The organism is Streptomyces sp. BV286, assembly GCF_019090165.1.
Lineage (GTDB): Bacteria > Actinomycetota > Actinomycetes > Streptomycetales > Streptomycetaceae > Streptomyces.
The window spans coordinates 95,830-112,226 of record NZ_JAHRIB010000178.1; the positions used below are offsets into that span (position 1 = coordinate 95,830).

At 72.9% G+C, this 16,397-nt stretch carries 12 protein-coding genes and 1 tRNA gene; 5 read left to right on the top strand and 8 right to left on the bottom strand.

Annotated elements, in window-relative coordinates:
- Positions 1 to 75: 75 nt before the first annotated feature.
- Entirely contained in the window at positions 76 to 1,803 is a 1,728-nt protein-coding gene (locus KUF83_RS34320; RefSeq protein WP_217458938.1) for a bifunctional 3'-5' exonuclease/DNA polymerase, read from the top strand.
- Between the two features lie 152 nt (positions 1,804 to 1,955).
- On the opposite strand, the gene KUF83_RS34325 is transcribed toward KUF83_RS34320, so the two are convergent.
- Positions 1,956 to 5,654 (bottom strand): BTAD domain-containing putative transcriptional regulator, encoded by a 3,699-nt coding sequence (locus KUF83_RS34325; RefSeq protein WP_254644788.1) that lies wholly within the window; start codon positions 5,652 to 5,654, stop codon positions 1,956 to 1,958.
- Between the two features lie 697 nt (positions 5,655 to 6,351).
- Positions 6,352 to 7,242 carry a glycosyltransferase gene (locus tag KUF83_RS34330; RefSeq protein WP_308403269.1) on the bottom strand — a complete coding sequence of 297 codons (891 nt, stop codon included), beginning with the start codon at positions 7,240 to 7,242 and terminating at the stop codon, positions 6,352 to 6,354.
- A gap of 540 nt (positions 7,243 to 7,782) precedes the next feature.
- Here KUF83_RS34330 and KUF83_RS34335 point away from each other — a divergent pair.
- The gene (locus tag KUF83_RS34335) at positions 7,783 to 8,730 is read left to right on the top strand and encodes a M56 family metallopeptidase (protein ID WP_217458940.1); all 948 of its coding nucleotides are present in this window, start codon (positions 7,783 to 7,785) and stop codon (positions 8,728 to 8,730) included.
- A 36-nt stretch (positions 8,731 to 8,766) separates the two neighbouring features.
- Here KUF83_RS34335 and KUF83_RS34340 read toward each other — a convergent pair whose 3' ends face one another.
- Both KUF83_RS34340 and KUF83_RS34345 read right to left on the bottom strand, forming a co-directional pair.
- A complete protein-coding gene (locus tag KUF83_RS34340) occupies positions 8,767 to 9,495 on the bottom strand; it encodes a DUF6585 family protein (RefSeq protein WP_217458941.1) in 729 nt (242 codons plus the stop codon).
- 137 nt (positions 9,496 to 9,632) lie between these two features.
- Positions 9,633 to 10,853 carry a M20/M25/M40 family metallo-hydrolase gene (locus tag KUF83_RS34345; protein ID WP_217459009.1) on the bottom strand — a complete coding sequence of 407 codons (1,221 nt, stop codon included), beginning with the start codon at positions 10,851 to 10,853 and terminating at the stop codon, positions 9,633 to 9,635.
- Positions 10,854 to 11,055: 202 nt separating this feature from the next.
- Between KUF83_RS34345 and KUF83_RS34350 the strand changes: the two genes are divergently transcribed.
- Positions 11,056 to 11,940, top strand: coding sequence for a LysR family transcriptional regulator (locus tag KUF83_RS34350; RefSeq protein WP_217458942.1), 885 nt, complete (start codon positions 11,056 to 11,058; stop codon positions 11,938 to 11,940).
- On the opposite strand, the gene KUF83_RS42215 is transcribed toward KUF83_RS34350, so the two are convergent.
- Entirely contained in the window at positions 11,933 to 12,196 is a 264-nt protein-coding gene (locus KUF83_RS42215; protein WP_308403261.1) for a hypothetical protein, read from the bottom strand. The genes KUF83_RS34350 and KUF83_RS42215 overlap by 8 nt on opposite strands.
- A gap of 103 nt (positions 12,197 to 12,299) precedes the next feature.
- Between KUF83_RS42215 and KUF83_RS34355 the strand changes: the two genes are divergently transcribed.
- Together KUF83_RS34355 and KUF83_RS34360 are read left to right on the top strand one after the other, a co-directional pair.
- The gene (locus KUF83_RS34355) at positions 12,300 to 12,578 is read left to right on the top strand and encodes a hypothetical protein (RefSeq protein WP_217458943.1); all 279 of its coding nucleotides are present in this window, start codon (positions 12,300 to 12,302) and stop codon (positions 12,576 to 12,578) included.
- Positions 12,575 to 12,967, top strand: a complete 393-nt coding sequence (locus KUF83_RS34360; protein ID WP_217458944.1) for a type II toxin-antitoxin system VapC family toxin — start codon at positions 12,575 to 12,577, stop codon at positions 12,965 to 12,967. Before KUF83_RS34355 ends, KUF83_RS34360 begins: the two co-directional genes overlap by 4 nt.
- A 107-nt stretch (positions 12,968 to 13,074) precedes the next feature.
- Here KUF83_RS34360 and KUF83_RS34365 read toward each other — a convergent pair.
- From KUF83_RS34365 to KUF83_RS34375, 3 genes are all read right to left on the bottom strand, one after another.
- Positions 13,075 to 13,148, bottom strand: a tRNA-Thr gene (locus KUF83_RS34365).
- 135 nt (positions 13,149 to 13,283) lie between these two features.
- On the bottom strand, positions 13,284 to 14,885 hold the full coding sequence (locus tag KUF83_RS34370) for an alpha/beta hydrolase (RefSeq protein WP_217458945.1): 1,602 nt from the start codon (positions 14,883 to 14,885) through the stop codon (positions 13,284 to 13,286).
- Between the two features lie 151 nt (positions 14,886 to 15,036).
- Entirely contained in the window at positions 15,037 to 16,242 is a 1,206-nt protein-coding gene (locus tag KUF83_RS34375) for a DNA polymerase III subunit delta' (protein WP_217458946.1), read from the bottom strand.
- Positions 16,243 to 16,397: the final 155 nt, after the last annotated feature.

Sequence of the window (16,397 nt, forward strand, 5' to 3'; positions counted from 1 at the left end):
AGGGCCGGGCCTGTCCGGACGCGGCCCCGGACGCGGTTCGGGGCCGTTGTCGGACCCTCCTGCGACACTCCAGTCATGACCGGCCGGTGGGCTCTCGCACCGACCGAGGACGGCGGCGCCGAGCTCGCCCCCCTCGGCCCCGACGGCCTGCCCGCCGGACCGGTCCTGAGGGAGCCGGACCTCGCCGGGTCCGTGCGCTCCCGGCCGGACGTCACCCGCTGGATCTGGCGGTCGACGGCCGAGGTCTACCCACAGCTGCGCACCGCGGGCGTCCGCGTCGAGCGCTGTTACGACCTGGAGGCCGCCGAGACCCTCCTGCTCGGCCACGAGGGACGGCTCGGCGAGCCCCGCTCGGCGGCCGCCGCCCTGGCGAGGCTGCGCGGCGGCCCCGTACCGCCCGACCCTCCGCAGCGCTCCGCCGAGCCCGGCTCGCAGTCCTCCCTCTTCGAGCCGCGTCCCGGCCCCGGCAGCCACGTGACGCTGGAACAGCTCATCGAGGTGTACGGACACCAGCAGCGCAGACACGACGCGACCGCGCACCCCCAGCGGATGCGGCTGCTCACGGCCTCCGAGTCGGCGGGCATGCTCGTGGCGACGGAGATGAACGCGACCGGGCTGCCCTGGAGCACGGACGTGCACCGCGAGGTGCTGCACGAACTGCTCGGCGAGCGGTACGCGGGCGGCGGCGAGCCGCGGCGGCTGGCCGAGCTGGCGGAGGAGGTGTCGGCCGCCTTCGGGCGCCGGGTCCGGCCCGACCTGCCGGCGGACGTCGTCAAGGCCTTCGCACAGGCCGGGATCAAGGTGAGGTCCACGCGGCGCTGGGAGATCGAGGCCATCGACCACCCGGCCGTGAAGCCCCTCGTCGAGTACAAGAAGCTGTACCGGATCTGGGTCGCCCACGGCTGGTCGTGGCTCCAGGACTGGGTGCGGGACGGCCGGTTCAGACCGGAGTACCTGGCGGGCGGTACCGTCACCGGCCGCTGGGTGACCAACGGCGGCGGCGCGCTGCAGATCCCCAAGGTCATCCGCCGGGCGGCGGTCGCCGACCCCGGCTGGCGGCTCGTCGTGGCGGACGCCGACCAGATGGAGCCGCGCGTGCTGGCCGCGATCTCCCGCGACCCCGGGCTGATGGAGGTGGCCGGACGCGAGAGCGACCTCTACCAGTCCGTCTCCGACCGGGCCTTCTCCGGCGACCGCGCCCAGGCGAAGCTCGCCGTCCTCGGCGCGATCTACGGCCAGACGTCCGGCGACGGCCTGAAGAACCTGGCGCTGCTCCGCCGCCGCTTCCCCAAGGCCGTGGCGTACGTGGACGACGCGGCGCGGGAGGGCGAGGAGGGGCGGCTCGTACGGACCTGGCTGGGGCGCACCTGCCCACCGGCCGTGGGCTCGGAATCCGCGGAGGAGGAGGCGGGCATCCCGCAGGACGGGCCGGCCGAGGGGGCCGACGACGGCTCGGGCGGGTCCGGCGGGCCCGGGGGCGACGAGTGGGTTCCGGGGTACGCGTCCAGCAACTCCCGCGCCCGGGGCCGCTTCGCCCGCAACTTCGTGGTGCAGGGCAGCGCCGCGGACTGGACCCTCCTCGTGCTCGCCGGGCTCCGGCGCGCCTGCCGGGACATGGCGGCCGAGCTGGTCTTCTTCCAGCACGACGAGGTGATGGTGCACTGCCCGGCGGAGGAGGCCGACGCCGTGGTCGAGGCGATCCGCGAAGCGGCGGAGCTGGCGGGCCGGCTGACGTTCGGACAGACCCCGGTGCGGTTCCCGTTCACGACGGCGGTGGTGAAGTGCTACGCGGACGCGAAGTGATCCCCGCGCAGACCCACAGACCCACAGACCCACAGACCCGCAGTCCCGCAGACCGCGGACTGCGGACTGCGGACTGCGGACTGCGGACCGCCTTCTGTGGGCCCTCGTGAAGCATCCTCTGCGCGCACTGGTGAACGTTCCTGTGCGCAAGGTCAGTTGAGCTGGCCCAGCAGCAGGTCCCTCAGCTCCTCGATGACCGGGCTGTCGGTGCCGTCGAGGTCGTCGAGGGCCAGCTCCCACTGCTCGTACGCCTCCTCGGTGCGGCCCGACGACCGGAGCAGCAGGCCCTGTTGGTGCCGGGCCAGACCGGCGGTGTAGCTGTCCGCCCGCTGCTCGGCCCGCTCCAGCAGCGCGGCGCACTCCCGGGCCGCCCGCTCCGCACGGTCGAGGTCGCGCAACGCGCGCACCAGGCCGAGGCGGGTCTGCGAGCCGCTCTGCCAGTCGACGCCGTCCGAGATGGTCAGGGCTCGGTCGAAGTGCTCCAGCGCACCGGCGGGTTCGCCGAGTGCGAGGTGGGCGTATCCGATGTTGCAGTGCCCCGACTCACGGACCCGTGAGTCGCCCACGGCCTCCCCGAGCGCGAGGCTCCTCTCGTGCCACTCGATGGCGGCGCGCGGGTCGCTGTGCTCGTACAGGTTGCCGAGGTTGCTGTAGGCGATGGCCTCGCCGTCCGTGTCGCCCAGCTCCCGTGCCAGTTCGAGGCCCTCCCGCAGGGCGATCTCGCACTCGACGTACCGGCCCAGGCTTTCGAGCAGCAGCCCCCGGTTGTTCAGACAACGCTGGATGCGCGACGTGACGCCGAGGCCGCGCCAGCGCGCGAGTGCCTGGTCGGTCAGGACGAGCGCCTCACCGGCCTGGCCCCGCATGAAGTGGAGAGCGGCCAGATCGGAGAGCGCGACGGCCTCGGCGGCATCGTCCCCGAGCCGCCGCGCCACCTCCAGCGCCCGCCGCCCGAGCGTGGCCAGCTCACGCAGCCGGCCCCGGCGCTGCAGGTACGGGAAGAGGGAGCGGACGAGGACGGGGACGAGCGGGGAGGCGGCGGCACGGCACTCGACGAGTGCGACGACGTTCGCCACCTCACGGTCGCCCCAGGCGACGGCCTCGGCGGCCGAGCCGAAAGGAGGGAAAGGGGGAAACGGCGGAACCGCTTCGAACGCGGTGATGGCGGTGAGCGCGGTGAACGGGGCGCCCTCGTCCTCCTCGGAGGCCGCGCAGGCCCGCTCGGCGGAGGTCACGCCGAGCCGGTTGTCCCGGTCGACACCGGACGGGGCGAGGGCGAGCACACACTGACGGGCGGCGGCGATGTACCAGCGGAGGGCTACGTCCGTGGGATCGCCGGGATCGGGAACAGCGAGGTCAGGGCTCATGGGGCCGAGGTCCGCCACGCCGGGACCCACGGCGTCCGGATTCGCCGTGTCCGAACTCGCCGTGTCCGAACTCGCCGCATGCTGACCCGCCGCGTCGGCGGCCTCTGCCGACGCCTCGGCGGCCACCTCGCGGGCGAAGTCCCGTACGAGGTCGTGAGGGGTGTAGCGGCCGTACGCGCTCTCGTCGAGGAGGGCCACGTCGACAAGGCGGTCGAGGGCGGCCTCGGCACGCCGTTCGCCGGTGCCGAGCAGCCGCGCGAGGAGCGGGACCCCGTACGTCGGAAGGTCGAGCGCGCCGATCCTGCGCAGGGCCAGCGCGGCGTCCCGGTCGGCCTCCCGGTCCGAGGCGCGCAGCGCGTCGAGGGCGACCGCAAGCGAGCGGCGCACGCTGAGGTCGTCGTACTCCAGGTGGTGCAACCGTTCGTCACTGGCCGCCAGTTGACCGGCGAGCGCGTCCGGGGTGAGCACCCGGCGGGCGGCGAGCCGGGCCGCGACGATCCGCAGCGCGAGGGGCAGCCGGCCGGTGAGGCCGACGAGAGGGTGCGTCCCGTCGAGGCCGTCCCGCCCGGAGACGGCGCGCAGCAGCTCGGCGCTCTCCTCGTCCGAGAGCGGTGCGAGCGGGAAGCGCGTCGCGCCGTCCAGTGCCGTGAGGGGCGAGCGGCTGGTGACGATCACGGCGCAACCGGGGCCCGCGGGCAGCAGGGGGCGGACCTGGGCGGCGTTCGCGACGTCGTCCAGTACCAGCAGGGTGCGGGTGGGTGCCAGCAGCGAGCGGAGCAACGCGCTGGCCGCGTCCGGGTGTTCGGGTACGTCCCGGGGCCTTGCGCCCAGGTCGCGGAGAAGCGCGGCGAGGGCCTGCCCGGCGGTGAGCGGCGGCACGCCCGGCGTCGCTCCGTGCAGGCGTACGTACAGCTGGCCGTCGGGGAACTCCGCCCGCAGCCCGTGCGCCACCCGCACACCCAGCGCGCTCTTCCCGACCCCCGCCATGCCACTGACGACGGCCACGCGCGGGCCGCCGTCCCCGGCCGGGACCAGCGCGGTGCGCAGCGCCTGGACGGCCGCCTCGCGACCTGTGAAGTGGAGCGGTGCGGGCGGCAGTTGGGCAGGCTTGGGGGCGGGAGCGCCGACTCCGACTCCGACTCCGGCTCCGACTCCGACTCCGGCTCCGGCTCCGGCTCCGGCTGAGCCGACCGGGGTGGTGGATCCGGCCGGTCCGACGGGAACGGCGGATCCGGCCGAGCCGACCGGGGTGGTCGATCCGGCTGAAGCGGAGCCCGCCCGGGCCGCCGTCCGGGCTCCCGCGGTCGGAACCGCTGCCTCAGCGGTCGGGGCCGGCTGAAGAGCTTCGGCCAGGGCCGTCCGAGGAGCTTCCGGCCGGGCCGCCCGGGTGGCCCCCGGCGTCTCCGTCCGGGCAGCTTCCGAAAGGTACGGCCGATGCGCGTCCGCCGGGGAGGCAGGGACGGCCTCCTCCTGGCCTGCGGGGACGCCCTCCGCCGGGGGCGTCGGCGTGACGTGCGCCCCGGGCCGGGCCGCTTCCCCGGAGCCCGCGCGGAAGGCCTCCGGATCGGCGGGCTGCCCCGGAGAAACAGCGCCGCCCTCGGTCCCGGATACCGGGCTCCCGGGAGAACGCACTCCCGGCAGCCCTTCCTCGACCGCGGGGGCCTCCGCGATCCCGCCCGCACGCACCCCGCCCCCGCCCTCTCCGACCGCTGCCCCTGCCCCTGCCTCGGGGTCACGCAGGATCTCCAGGTGCGCCTCCCGTACCGCGGCCCCGGGCTCCACGCCGAGTTCACGGACGAGCCTGCCGCGCAGGTCACGGTGGGCGGCGAGGGCCTCCGCCTGGCGCCCGGTCCGGTACAGGACCAGCATCAGCTGACGGTGAAAGGCCTCACGCAGCGGGAACTCAGCTACCAGCGCGGCCAGTTCGGGAGCGAGCCCGGCAAGCCGCACACCCCCGTCGGCCGCCCCTCGACTCAGCTCCAGTTCCGCGTCGTACCGGCACTCCAGCGCGAACAGCCGCGCCTCCTCCAGCCGTTGGACGAGAGGGATCCCACCGGCCTCCGGGGCCCAGCCACCCAGGGGGGTACCCCGCCACAGCGCGAGCGCCGCCACGGCCTCGGTCGCGGCCCTCCCCCACTGGCGCGCTGCGTGTGCCGCGCGGGCTGCCACGACCCGATCCTCGAAGACCCGCACGTCCAACTCGCCTTCGCCGACGCGCAGTTGATAGCCGGGCGGTATCGACCTCAGCCGGTCCGGGTCGTCCAGGAGCCGTCGCAGACGGGTGACATGGTTCTGCAGGGAGGCGTGCGCCGATGCGGGCGGGGCCCCGCCCCACAACGCGTCCTTGAGCACGTCCAGGGAGACGACCCGTCCCGGTTCCAGGAGCAGAGTGGTGAGCAGGACGCGTCCCTTGGCACTGCTGACCGGCCGGGGGACGCCGTCGGCGCCGTACACGACCGTCGGCCCGAGCAGCCCGAACCGCAGCCGGGGCGAGACCGCGGACGAGGACTCGAACGAACCGTCCGGGGCCCCGGACGAAGGCTCGACCCTCGGCGCGCCCGGGGACCTGGGCAAAGGCGTGGACGGGGGCCTGGACCGGGGCCCGGGAGGAGAAGCGTGCGCGGACGGCCGGACGGACATCGGTTCGGAGGAGGGCGGTGCCGCGGATATCGGGCCGCGGGACGGTTCGGAGGAGGATCCGGGCGACCGCCGGGACGACCGACCGCCACGCAGCCCGGCCTCCCGCTCCGACCGCTTCCCGCCGCCCACCTGTCCGCCTCTTCCCGTCGGCGACGCCCAGCGGCCTGAATCCGCCGCTCCGCCGTCCTTCAGGCGAAACTCCGTGCCCCGCCACACCGTTCGCCCCATGTTAGCGATCGGTTGGCGTGGCCTGATTTGATCACTTCATCGGACCCGGTCGCTCCGGCACGCGGTTGGCGTCATAGGTCGCCGCGACTCGGGGGAGTGTCGCCGTCGCGACCGGGTCCGAAAGTCCCACAGGGCACGCGAAGAACATCCGTCGGCGGACGCCGACGAGCGCCGCCGCGCACCCACCACCCCTGACCGGACCTCCGGACGGACCACGACCGACCACGGCCGACCACAGCTGTCCGTCCGTCCCGTCTGCACGCGGCACACCGCACACCGCACACCGCCGAACGGTCACCGGCACGACGCCGCGTCAGACGACCGGCGGCCGCCCCAGACGCGTGAGCCGCCACACGGTCCGCCAGCGCATCGGCCTGCGCTCCCCGGCCGGAGCCCTGAGCCCCTCCACGAAGCCGCCGAACCACGCCCGCAGCCCACCGACGGACCGCGTCCGTACGAGGGTCAGAGCGATCCACACCGCCAGGTGGACGGGGATGAGCGGAAGCGGCAGCCGCCGCCTGACCAGCCAGACACGGTTGCGGGCGGTGACACGGTGGTAGATGGCGTGCCGGGCAGGTGACGTCTTCGGATGCTGGAGCAGCAGCTCGGGCGCGTACCGGATGGTCCAGCCGGCGTCGGCGGCCCGCCACGCCAGGTCGGTCTCCTCGTGCGCGAAGAAGAACTCGGCGGGCCAGTCCCCGGTCTGCGCGAGCATCTCCATGGAGAGGGCGTGGCCGCCGCCGAGGAAGCAGGTCACCTCGCCGCCGCGCATGGGGTCCTTGGCGCCGAGCCTCGGCACGTGCCGCCGCTGGGTCTCGCCGTTCTCGTCGGCGATGCGGAACCCGACGATGCCCAGACGCGGTTCGGCGGCGTACAGGTCCCGTACACCGCGCAGGACATCGGGGTCGACGAGCAGCCCGTCGTCGTCGAGCTCGACGACGACGTCCACGTCCGCGAACTCCCGCAGCCGCCGCAGCGCGACGTTCCGGCCGCCCGGGCAGCCGAGGTTCTCGTCGACCTCGATGACCGTGACCTCACCGGGCAGGTCAAGCCGCTCGGCGAACTCCGGGAGCGGGCAGCCGTTCCCAACGATCACGATCCGCTCGGGTGCGACGTCCTGCTTGGCCACCGACGCGAGCAGCGCGTCCACTTCCTGGGGCCGCGTCCCCATGGTCACCACGGCCACCGCGATCCGCGGCTCCACCGACACGACGCCCACCCCGATCTCGACTCCGCCGACAATCAGCCGACAATCAAGGGGCGATGCTAGCCGTTCACGGCGAGGACTCCTCAAGTACGCGATTTCTTAAGGGTGTCGGACCGCAACTCCGCGAGGCTTCACGGCAGAGGACGCGAGGGGCGTCAGCGTCTACCGGGTCTACCGGCCCGGCAGACGGCGCGTGCCGGGGCACCCCACCGCACGGCCCCGCCCCACGCGCCGTACCGCCACCACGACCACCGTCGCCACCCATGACATGCCACCGCTGGCGCCACCGCTGACTGCATCGCTGACTGCACCGCTGACGCCCCCGGCGGTCGTGTGCGCTGTGACGTCACGCCGATCATTGCCTCCGGGGGCCCGAGGCCGGGTAGCGTGTTCACTACCGCTCACTCTCTCCGCCCGTCCACGGTCACGCACCACGGGCCGGCGGCCCACGGCCGGGGAGAGGCGATTGCGGACGGCGGCCGACGACAGGGCGACCGGCGGAACGACCCGGCGGAGCGAAAGGAAGGGGCCCACGACATGACCGTATCCATCTCCCTCCTGCTGATGGCGGCCGTCGCCCTGACCACCGCGGTCGTGGCCCCGCGTGTCCTGACCCGCGCCGCCTGGCCCGAGCGGGAACCGGTGCTCGCGCTGTGGGTGTGGCAGTGCCTGGTCGCCACGGTGCTGCTGTGCTGTCTGACGTCGCTCGTGCTGAGCGCCTCCGCCGTCTTCCACACCGTCCGCGCCCACGTCTTCGCGCCCGCGCCGCCCGCGGTCACCGCGGCGTACGACCTGGCCGCCGCCCCGCCGTGGACCACCGCGCTGACGCTGCTGCTGGCCGGCGGGGCCGCCTGGACCACGGCCATGCTCGCCCGTGAAGTGGTGGAGGCCCGCCGGCGCGGCCGCCTGCGCCGGGCGCACCTGCGCGAGCGCGCCCCCGAGCTGCCGGCCGGCCTCCCGGCCTCGCGCGGCCCGCTCCTCGTACTGGAGGACGAGTACCCGGACGCCTGGTGGATGCCGGGCAACCCGCCCCAGCTCGTCGTCACCACGGGCGCCCTGGGCCGTCTCACCGACCACCAGCTGGACGCCATCCAGGCCCACGAGCTCGGCCACGCACGGGCCCGTCACGACTGGCTCCTGCACCTCTCTCAGGCCCTGGCCGGCGGCTTTCCGGGCATCCCGGTCTTCACCCACTTCCGGGACCAGACCCACCGCCTCGTCGAGCTCTCCGCCGACGACACGGCTTCGCGCCGCTGCGGCCACCTCACCACCGCGCTGGCCCTCATCGAGCTCAACCAGCACCGGGGCGTCCTGTCCTGCGCCACCCCCCGCCCCCTGCTCCACCAACGCGTGGAACGTCTCCTGGACCCACCGCCCCGCCTCACCCGTACCCACCGCCGCGGCACCACGACGGCCGCCGCGCTGGCCCCCCTCGTCCCCCTGCTCATCGCCTTCGCCCCGGCACTGGCGACCCTGACCTCCTAGTCCGGCCGGTCCGGCACCGGCTACTGGGCTACTGGGCTACTGGGGGCAGAGCTTCCCGGCGACGGCCAGGAAGACGTAGAGGTTCGCCATGCCACTGACGGGGACCGTGGACCATGTGTCGGCCGTACCGGACCTCAGGACCCGGACGCTGCCTCCCTGGACCAGGATCTCCTGGACCTCGGACCAGGGAAGATGACCGTTCCTGGTGGAGGACACACCCTTGCTGGAGAGCGAGAGGGCTCCGAAGTCCACCGTCCCGCCCTCCAGAATCGCCTTCAGGACGGCCGGCCCCTGGGCGCGGAGGACCGCGTCCTGCAGAGCGGGACCCCAGCTCTCGGGGTTCTCGTAGAACTCCGTGATCTCCGCGCCGCCGTATTTCGGGGCGACCACGGAGTAGACGTACTTGGTCGGGGTCGGGACACCGTTGACGAACAGCTGAGTGATGTCCTGGTAGAGCTTCACGGAATCCCAGCGGAAGGCGGTCATGCCGTCGCCGAACTGCGGTTGCACGATCAGCCCGTGCTCGAACAGATAGAGGCGCTTGGCGGCCTGCTTCCTGCTGAAGTTCGGAAAACGGCGCATCCACCAGTAGCAGAGCAGACCGGGAACCACGAAGAACGCCGTGAAGCAGAGGATCATGTTGAGGTAGACGACGAACATCAGCGTCCCGAGCCGCTTGGGGGCGAACGCGCCCGCGAGTTCGCCGAGTTGATGACGGGCGGCCAGTTCGGCGACCTCGGGCGGCTGAAGGGTCGATGTGGTCATGAGCCTCTTCTTCGTGGGGAGTGACGGAGAGTTCGGGGCGCTTGCCCGCTTCCGGGGCCGGAGCTTGCGGGGCCGGAGCTTGCGGGGCCGGAGCTTGCGGGGCCGGAGCTTCCGAGGCCGGAACGTTCCTGCCGCGGTCACCGGGCGGGCCCTCGGCAGATCTGGTCGACGAGGTGGGCGAGCAGCTCGGTGCGCGGGACCATCCGTGCGACCTCCACGTGCTCGGTGTCCGCGTGGGCGCCGCTGCCGACGGCGCCCAGGCCGTCCAGCGTCGGACAACCCACGGCCGCCGTGTGGTTGCCGTCCGAGGCACCGCCGACGGCGACACCCCGCAAAGGCTCCTGGCCCAGCACCGAGGCGATGCGGGCGGCGAGGGCGAACAGCTCGGCGGAGGACTCCGGTTCCATCGGCGGCCGCCTCCTGCCGCCCAGCACCGTCAGGCGGGCACCGGGGTTGCGGACGGTGAGCCCTCGCATGAGTTCGTCGATCCGGTCCTGCACCGCGAGGGTCGGTACGCGCACGTCCACCGACACCTTCGCCGTCGCGGGCACCGTGTTGAGGGTGCTCCCCGCCGACAGAAGCGTGGGCGTGACGGTCGCCGCTCCCAGCACCGGACGGTCTGCGCCGGCGCCGGTATCGATGTCCGGGCCGGGTCCGGTATCGATGCCGGGGCCGAAACCGCGGCCGGTATCGATACCGCTGCCTGTGCCGGGGCTGTCGGCGGAGGCCCCGGTGTCGCCCACCGCGGCACCGAGACCGGCGATGGCCAGGACTTGGTGGGCGGCCTCAACAGCGGCGTTGATCCCCCGATGCGGTTCGAGACCCGCGTGGGCGGCCCTGCCGTGCACCACGATCTCGTACCGCGAGGTGCCACTGCGGGCGGTCTTGAGTGCGCCCGCGGCGTCCGCGGACGCCTCCAGCACGAGGGCGGCCGCGCAGCCGCGCGCGGATTCCTCGACGAGCGTCCGGGAGGTGGGGGAACCGACCTCCTCGTCCCCGTTGACCAGTACGCACACCCCGTCGAGGGTCGGCAGGGCGGCCAGCGCGTGGAACATCTGCACCAGCCCGGCCTTCATGTCCAGGACTCCGGGGCCCCGGGCCACCCCGTCGGCCAGCGACCACGGGTGGCTGTCCAGCGAACCGAGGGGCCACACCGTGTCGTGGTGCCCCACCAGCAGCACGCCCGGCCTGCCGAAGGTCCACCGCAGGTGGGTGACTCCGCCGGCCACGATCGTCTCCGGCTCGGCGCCCAGCAGCCTCGTCCCCAGGGCGCCGACCACCTCGGCGCTGCGGGCCACCGCCGCATGGTCGGCCGAGAAGGACTCGCAGGTCACGAGTTCCTCCAGGTCGAGCAGCATGGCAGGCAGATCGATCACGTTTCCCCCTCGGATCGGCGATGTCATGAGACGGTATGGGGCCACAAGGCATTCCACCAGCGGCTGGATCGCATGGAAGCCATGCGCTGACCGCATATGTGTGGGCAGTGCCCTACCTGCACACGTGGGGACAGCGCCCTGTTGCATGCCCAGAGCGAGCACACAGGACAGAGGGAAAGGGAACGTGTTGGAGACCGACGCCCTGCGCCTGCTCGTGACCGTGGCCGAGACCGGGTCCTTCACCGGGGCCGCGACCAGGCTCAACTACACGCAGTCCGCGGTTTCCCGGCGGATCGCCGCACTGGAACAGCAGGCGGGCGGCCCCCTGTTCGAACGGCTCCCCCGGGGCGTACGGCTGAACCCCGTCGGCCAAGCGCTGCACCGGCACGCCGTGGACGTGCTGGAGCGTCTGTCACGCGCGGAACAGGAGCTGACCGTGATCCACGCGGGCCACGGCGGCATGCTGCGCGTGGGAGCTTTCGCAACGGCGAACATCTCGTTGGTCCCCAAGGCCCTGCGCCGGTTCGGGCACACCAGCCCGGACGTCGAGATCGTCTCGGTCGAGGGCCGGAGCGGCACGCTGATGCGGCATCTCACGGAAGGCGCGCTGGACCTCGCCGTGGTCAGCGACTACCCGTCCGGCCTACCGTCGGCCGACGGCATCACGACGGAGGTACTGCTGGAGGACGAGTTGCTCGTCGCCCTTCGCCGCGACCATCCCCTGGCGGGCTCCGGGGCGATCGGCCTGCGCGACCTGCGCGACGAGGCCTGGATCCAGGACACGTACGGCGACCGCCCCACGATGCTCGCCGACGCCTGCGCACGGGCCGGCTTCACCCCGAGAAAGATCATCAGAATCGCGGAGTGGACCGGCAAGTTCGGCTACGCGGCCGCCGGACTCGGAGTGGCCCTCGTCCCCTCACTGGCGGCGTGGGCGGTCCCTGCCGCAGTCACCCTGTGCCGCCTCGACGACCCCGCGCTCCGACGAACGGTCCACCTGGCACTGCCCGCCACCCCACTACCGGCGGCCCTGAATCTGCGGGACGCCCTGCACGACACGATCAACTGACCCTCCGCCCACGCACGGCACACGGCGACCCCACCCGATGGTGGACCAGCCTGAGCAAGTCGACGGCGACGACCCGGCAGGCGTTGCCCAGACATAGGACGGTGCACGGGTACCGGCCGCGCTCGGCAAGGTCGTACCCCGCGGTGCGACGGAGGGACAGCGCGCGGTTCGCCGTCTCCAGGTCCACGGCCGCGGGCAGCGCGAGCGGTTCCTCGCGCGTCAGCCCACGGGTCGCACGGTCGCGCTCGGCGATCACAGAGGATCTGCACCCCACGAGGCAATCCGCCACCTGCCTCCGGTCAAGCCACAACGCCGCAGAATCACCCGCCCAATAACAAGAGTTTTGTTAATATGGCTCCATGGCCACCACCCCCGAGCCCGCTCCCGGCGAAGGCCCCGTCCGCCCGGTCTCCGTCTCCCTCCACGAAGGCACCATCGCGGCACTCAAGGCACGCACCGGCAAGCGCGGCATGTCCGCCTACGTCGAAGCCCTCATCCAGCGCCAACTGGAGCGTGACCGGCTGCGTGAACTCATCGAGGACGCCGAAGCCGAGCACGGCCCGGTCGACCAGGCTGCGGTCGATGCCAAGCGAGCGCTCCTGCGCAGCGACACGGCCGGCTCGGCGGACGCCGCGTGAGCGGCACCCTTGTCCTGGACTGCGAAGGCCTGTCCAAGCTCGTACTACGCACAACGGAACTCACCGAATGGCTCGCCGCCGCCGAGGCCGAGGACATCCGCGTCGTCACCAGCTCCGTCACCCTCGTCGAAGCCCGCGACCCCAGGACCAACCAGGCCCGCTTCGACCATGCCGTCTCGCGCGTCAACATCGTCACGCCCACCGAAGCCATCGCCCGCCACGCGAGCAAGCTGCTCGCCGCAGCCGGCCTGCATGGCCACAAGTACGCCCTCGACGCCATCGTGGCCGCCACCGCACTCGCCTCACCCGCCCCCGTGACCGTCCTGACGTCAGACCCTGAAGACCTCCACATGCTGTGCGGCCCCGGCGTCCACGTCATCAAGATCTGACACAGCGCGAGGCCAGGGCAGCCGTAACTGCCAGGGAACACCTGCCCTCGCGCCCGGAAAAAGCAAAAGCCCCAGGTCACGGCGAGTGAGTCCTGAGGCTTCCACAGAGCCGCCTTCGGGATTCGAACCCGAGACCTACGCATTACGAGTGCGTTGCTCTGGCCATCTGAGCTAAGGCGGCGTGCTGCCGGAACTATGGTGCGATCGGCAACGCCGGTAAGTCTACACAGTTTCCGGGGGTGCTCCGAACCCGCTCCGGACGCACCCCCGGCAGGCCCCTCGGCGACCTGGTGACGGGCCTGCCGGGGGCCGGTGATCAGGTCGCTGAGCAGCGCTTTCCGTTCTGTGGCGGGGTGCCCTCGATGAGGTAGAGGTTGATCGCGGAGTCGATGCACGCGCTGCCGCGCCCGTACGCCGTGTGGCCGTCGCCGTCGTAGGTGAGGAGCCTTGCCGAGGAGAGCTGGGAGGCGAGCGCCTGCGCCCACGGGTACGGGGTCGCCGGGTCGCGGGTGGTGCCGACCACGACGATGGGCGCGGAGCCCTTCGCCTCGATGCGGTGCGCCTCGCCGGTTGCCTTCACGGGCCAGTAGGCGCAGTTCAGGGAGGCCCAGGCGAGACCCACGCCGAAGACCGGGGAGGCCTTCTCGAAGGCGGGGAGTCCCGCCTCGACCTCAGCGGGGGAAGCGAAGGCGGCGGGCAGGTCCAGGCAGTTGACCGCCGCGTTGGCGAACATCAGGTTCGCGTACTGACCGTCGGCGTCCCGGTCGTAGTAGCTGTCGGACAGGGCGAGCAGGCCCGCGCCGTCCTTGTCCTGCATGGCCATGGTGAGGGCCTCCCGCAGCTGTGGCCAGGCCCCCTCGTCGTACATCGCGGCGATGACGCCCGTCGTGGCCAGTGCCTCACCGACCTTGCGGCCGTCCTTGTCTCCCGCGTCGACGGGGGCGGAGTCCAGCTGCCGGAAGAAGGCCTTCAGGTTCCTGCCGACCTGGTCCGGTGACGTCTTCGCCCCGCCCAGCGGGCAGTCCGGTTCGCGTACGCAGTCCTTCGCGAAGGACTGGAACGCCGTCTCGAAGCCGGCCGTCTGGTCCTGGTTCAGCTGCCGGGCGGACAGGGACGGGTCCAGCGCGCCGTCCAGGACCAGCCGGCCCACCCGCTCCGGGTACAGGCCCGCGTAGGTCGCCCCGAGGAACGTGCCGTACGACGCGCCGACGTACGTCAGTTTGTCGTCGCCCAGCACGGCCCGCACGAGGTCCATGTCGCGGGCCGTCTCGACCGTGGACACGTGGCGCAGCAGGTTCGCCGAGCGCTGTCCGCAACCCTCCGCGAACTCCTTGAAGGCGTCGACCAGTTCCGTGGTCTCGCGCGCGTCGTCCGGGGTCGTGTCCGTCTGCGTGTACGCGTCCATCCGCCGCCCGGTGAGGCATTCGACGGGCTCGCTGCCGGCCACGCCCCGCGGGTCCACCGCGACCATGTCGTAACGGGCGCGCACCTTCGCCGGGTAGCCGATGCCGGCGTACGCCTCGAGGTAGTCGACCGCCGATCCGCCCGGCCCACCCGGGTTGACCAGCAGCGAGCCGAGCCGCTTACCCGGTCCGGTCGCCTTCTTCCGGGACACGGCCAGCCTGATGTCGCCCTTGGCCGGCTGGGCGTAGTCGAGCGGCGCCTTCACCGTGGCGCACTCGAAGCCGGGGGCGCCGCACGAGCGCCAGGTCGGCCGCTGCCCGTAGTACGAGGTCAGCTCGGACGGGGTGACCTCGGGCAGCGCGCGCAGCGCCCCCGCCCCGGCCGGGCTCGCGGAACTCGTCGAACTCCCCGCGGAGCAGGCGGAGACGAGCAGTGCGGCAACGGCGACCAGCGTGCCGCATGCGCGAAGGGATCGGTGGGCCCGGGATGCCCCGGGCCGGCGCCTGGTGTCCATCGAGCGAGCGTAACCCTGCGCGACGACACGATCGCTGAGAGTGGCAAGCGCGCCTCGTACGAGTGACGGCGTCAACTCGTCAACGCACGGACCGACGACCCCCGACCGGGACGGTCCGACCCGGGCCGCCGTCACCCTGCCCGCGACGCCGTCACCCCGCCCGCAACGCCATCGTCATGGCCTCCACCGCCAGCAGCGGCGCCACGTTCCGGTCCAGGGCCTCGCGGCAGGCGGCGATCGCCTCTATCCGGCGCAGGGTGCTCTCGGGGGACGACCCACGCGCCAGTCGGTCCAGGGTGTCCTGCATGTCCGTGTTGGCGAGGGCGAGGTTGGTGCCGAACTGGAGGGCGAGCACGTCGCGGTAGAAGGCCGTGAGGTCGATCAGGGCCAGGTCCAGGCTGTCGCGCTGCGTACGCGTCCTGCGGCGCTTCTGCTTGTCCTCCAGCTCCTTCATCACGCCCGCGGTGCCGCGCGGCATACGGCCGCCCTGGGCCGCGCCGAGGGCCGCCTTCATGTCCTCGGTCTCCTTGACGTCGGTCTCCTCCGCGACCTGTCTGGCGTCCTCGGAGGCCGCGTCGATCAGCTCCTGGGCCGCCTTGAGACAACCGCCCACGTCGTCGACGCGGAGCGGCAGCTTGAGGACGGCGGCACGGCGCGCGCGGGCCCGCTCGTCCGTGGCGAGGCGGCGGGCCCGCCCGATGTGGCCCTGGGTGGCGCGGGCCACGACGGCCGCGACATCCGGCTCGATGCCGTCGCGGCGCACGAGGACGTCGGCGACCGCGGCCACCGGGGGCGTCCGCAGGGTGAGGTGGCGGCACCGGGAGCGGATCGTGGGCAGCACGTCCTCCAGGGAGGGCGCGCACAGGAGCCACACCGTACGGGGGGCGGGCTCTTCCACGGCCTTCAGCAGCACGTTGCCCGCGCCTTCGGTGAGGCGGTCGGCGTCCTCCAGGACGATGACCTGCCAGCGGCCGACGGCGGGCGACAGCTGGGCGCGGCGAACGAGCTCGCGGGTCTCCTTCACACCGATGGAGAGCAGGTCGGTGCGGATGATCTGCACGTCCGCGTGCGTGCCGATGAGGCTCGTGTGACAGCCGTCGCAGAAGCCGCAGCCGGGGACGCCGCCGAGTGCGCGGTCGGGGCTCACGCACTGGAGGGCCGCCGCGAAGGCACGCGCCGCGGTGGAACGGCCCGATCCCGGCGGGCCCGTGAAGAGCCAGGCGTGCGTCATCTTCGATGCCTCGGGCACCGGGGTGGCGGCCGCGACCGCGGTGACCTGGGCGTCGGCATCCCGCGCGGCGGCCGCGAGCTGCGCGCTCACCTTCTCCTGGCCCACCAGGTCGTCCCATACGGTCATGGGGTGCCGCCCTTTCGTCACACCTGTGCCCTGCCGCGTCCCATTGTGCGGGAGGGGACTGACAACGAGATCCGTCGGCGCCCGTGCGACGGGGCACCGACGGTCGAAGAGGCGGAGCAGAGGCAGGTCCCCCGGCCGGACCGGCTCAGGAGGCC

Excerpts from the sequence above, each read along its gene's own strand:
- KUF83_RS34320 (WP_217458938.1), top strand. The coding sequence starts at position 76 with ATGACCGGCCGGTGGGCTCTCGCACCGACCGAGGACGGCGGCGCCGAG.
- KUF83_RS34335 (WP_217458940.1), top strand. The coding sequence starts at position 7,783 with ATGACCGTATCCATCTCCCTCCTGCTGATGGCGGCCGTCGCCCTGACC.
- KUF83_RS34340 (WP_217458941.1), bottom strand. The coding sequence starts at position 9,495 with ATGACCACATCGACCCTTCAGCCGCCCGAGGTCGCCGAACTGGCCGCC.
- KUF83_RS34345 (WP_217459009.1), bottom strand. The coding sequence starts at position 10,853 with ATGCTGCTCGACCTGGAGGAACTCGTGACCTGCGAGTCCTTCTCGGCC.
- KUF83_RS34355 (WP_217458943.1), top strand. The coding sequence starts at position 12,300 with ATGGCCACCACCCCCGAGCCCGCTCCCGGCGAAGGCCCCGTCCGCCCG.
- KUF83_RS34370 (WP_217458945.1), bottom strand. The coding sequence starts at position 14,885 with ATGGACACCAGGCGCCGGCCCGGGGCATCCCGGGCCCACCGATCCCTT.
- KUF83_RS34375 (WP_217458946.1), bottom strand. The coding sequence starts at position 16,242 with ATGACCGTATGGGACGACCTGGTGGGCCAGGAGAAGGTGAGCGCGCAG.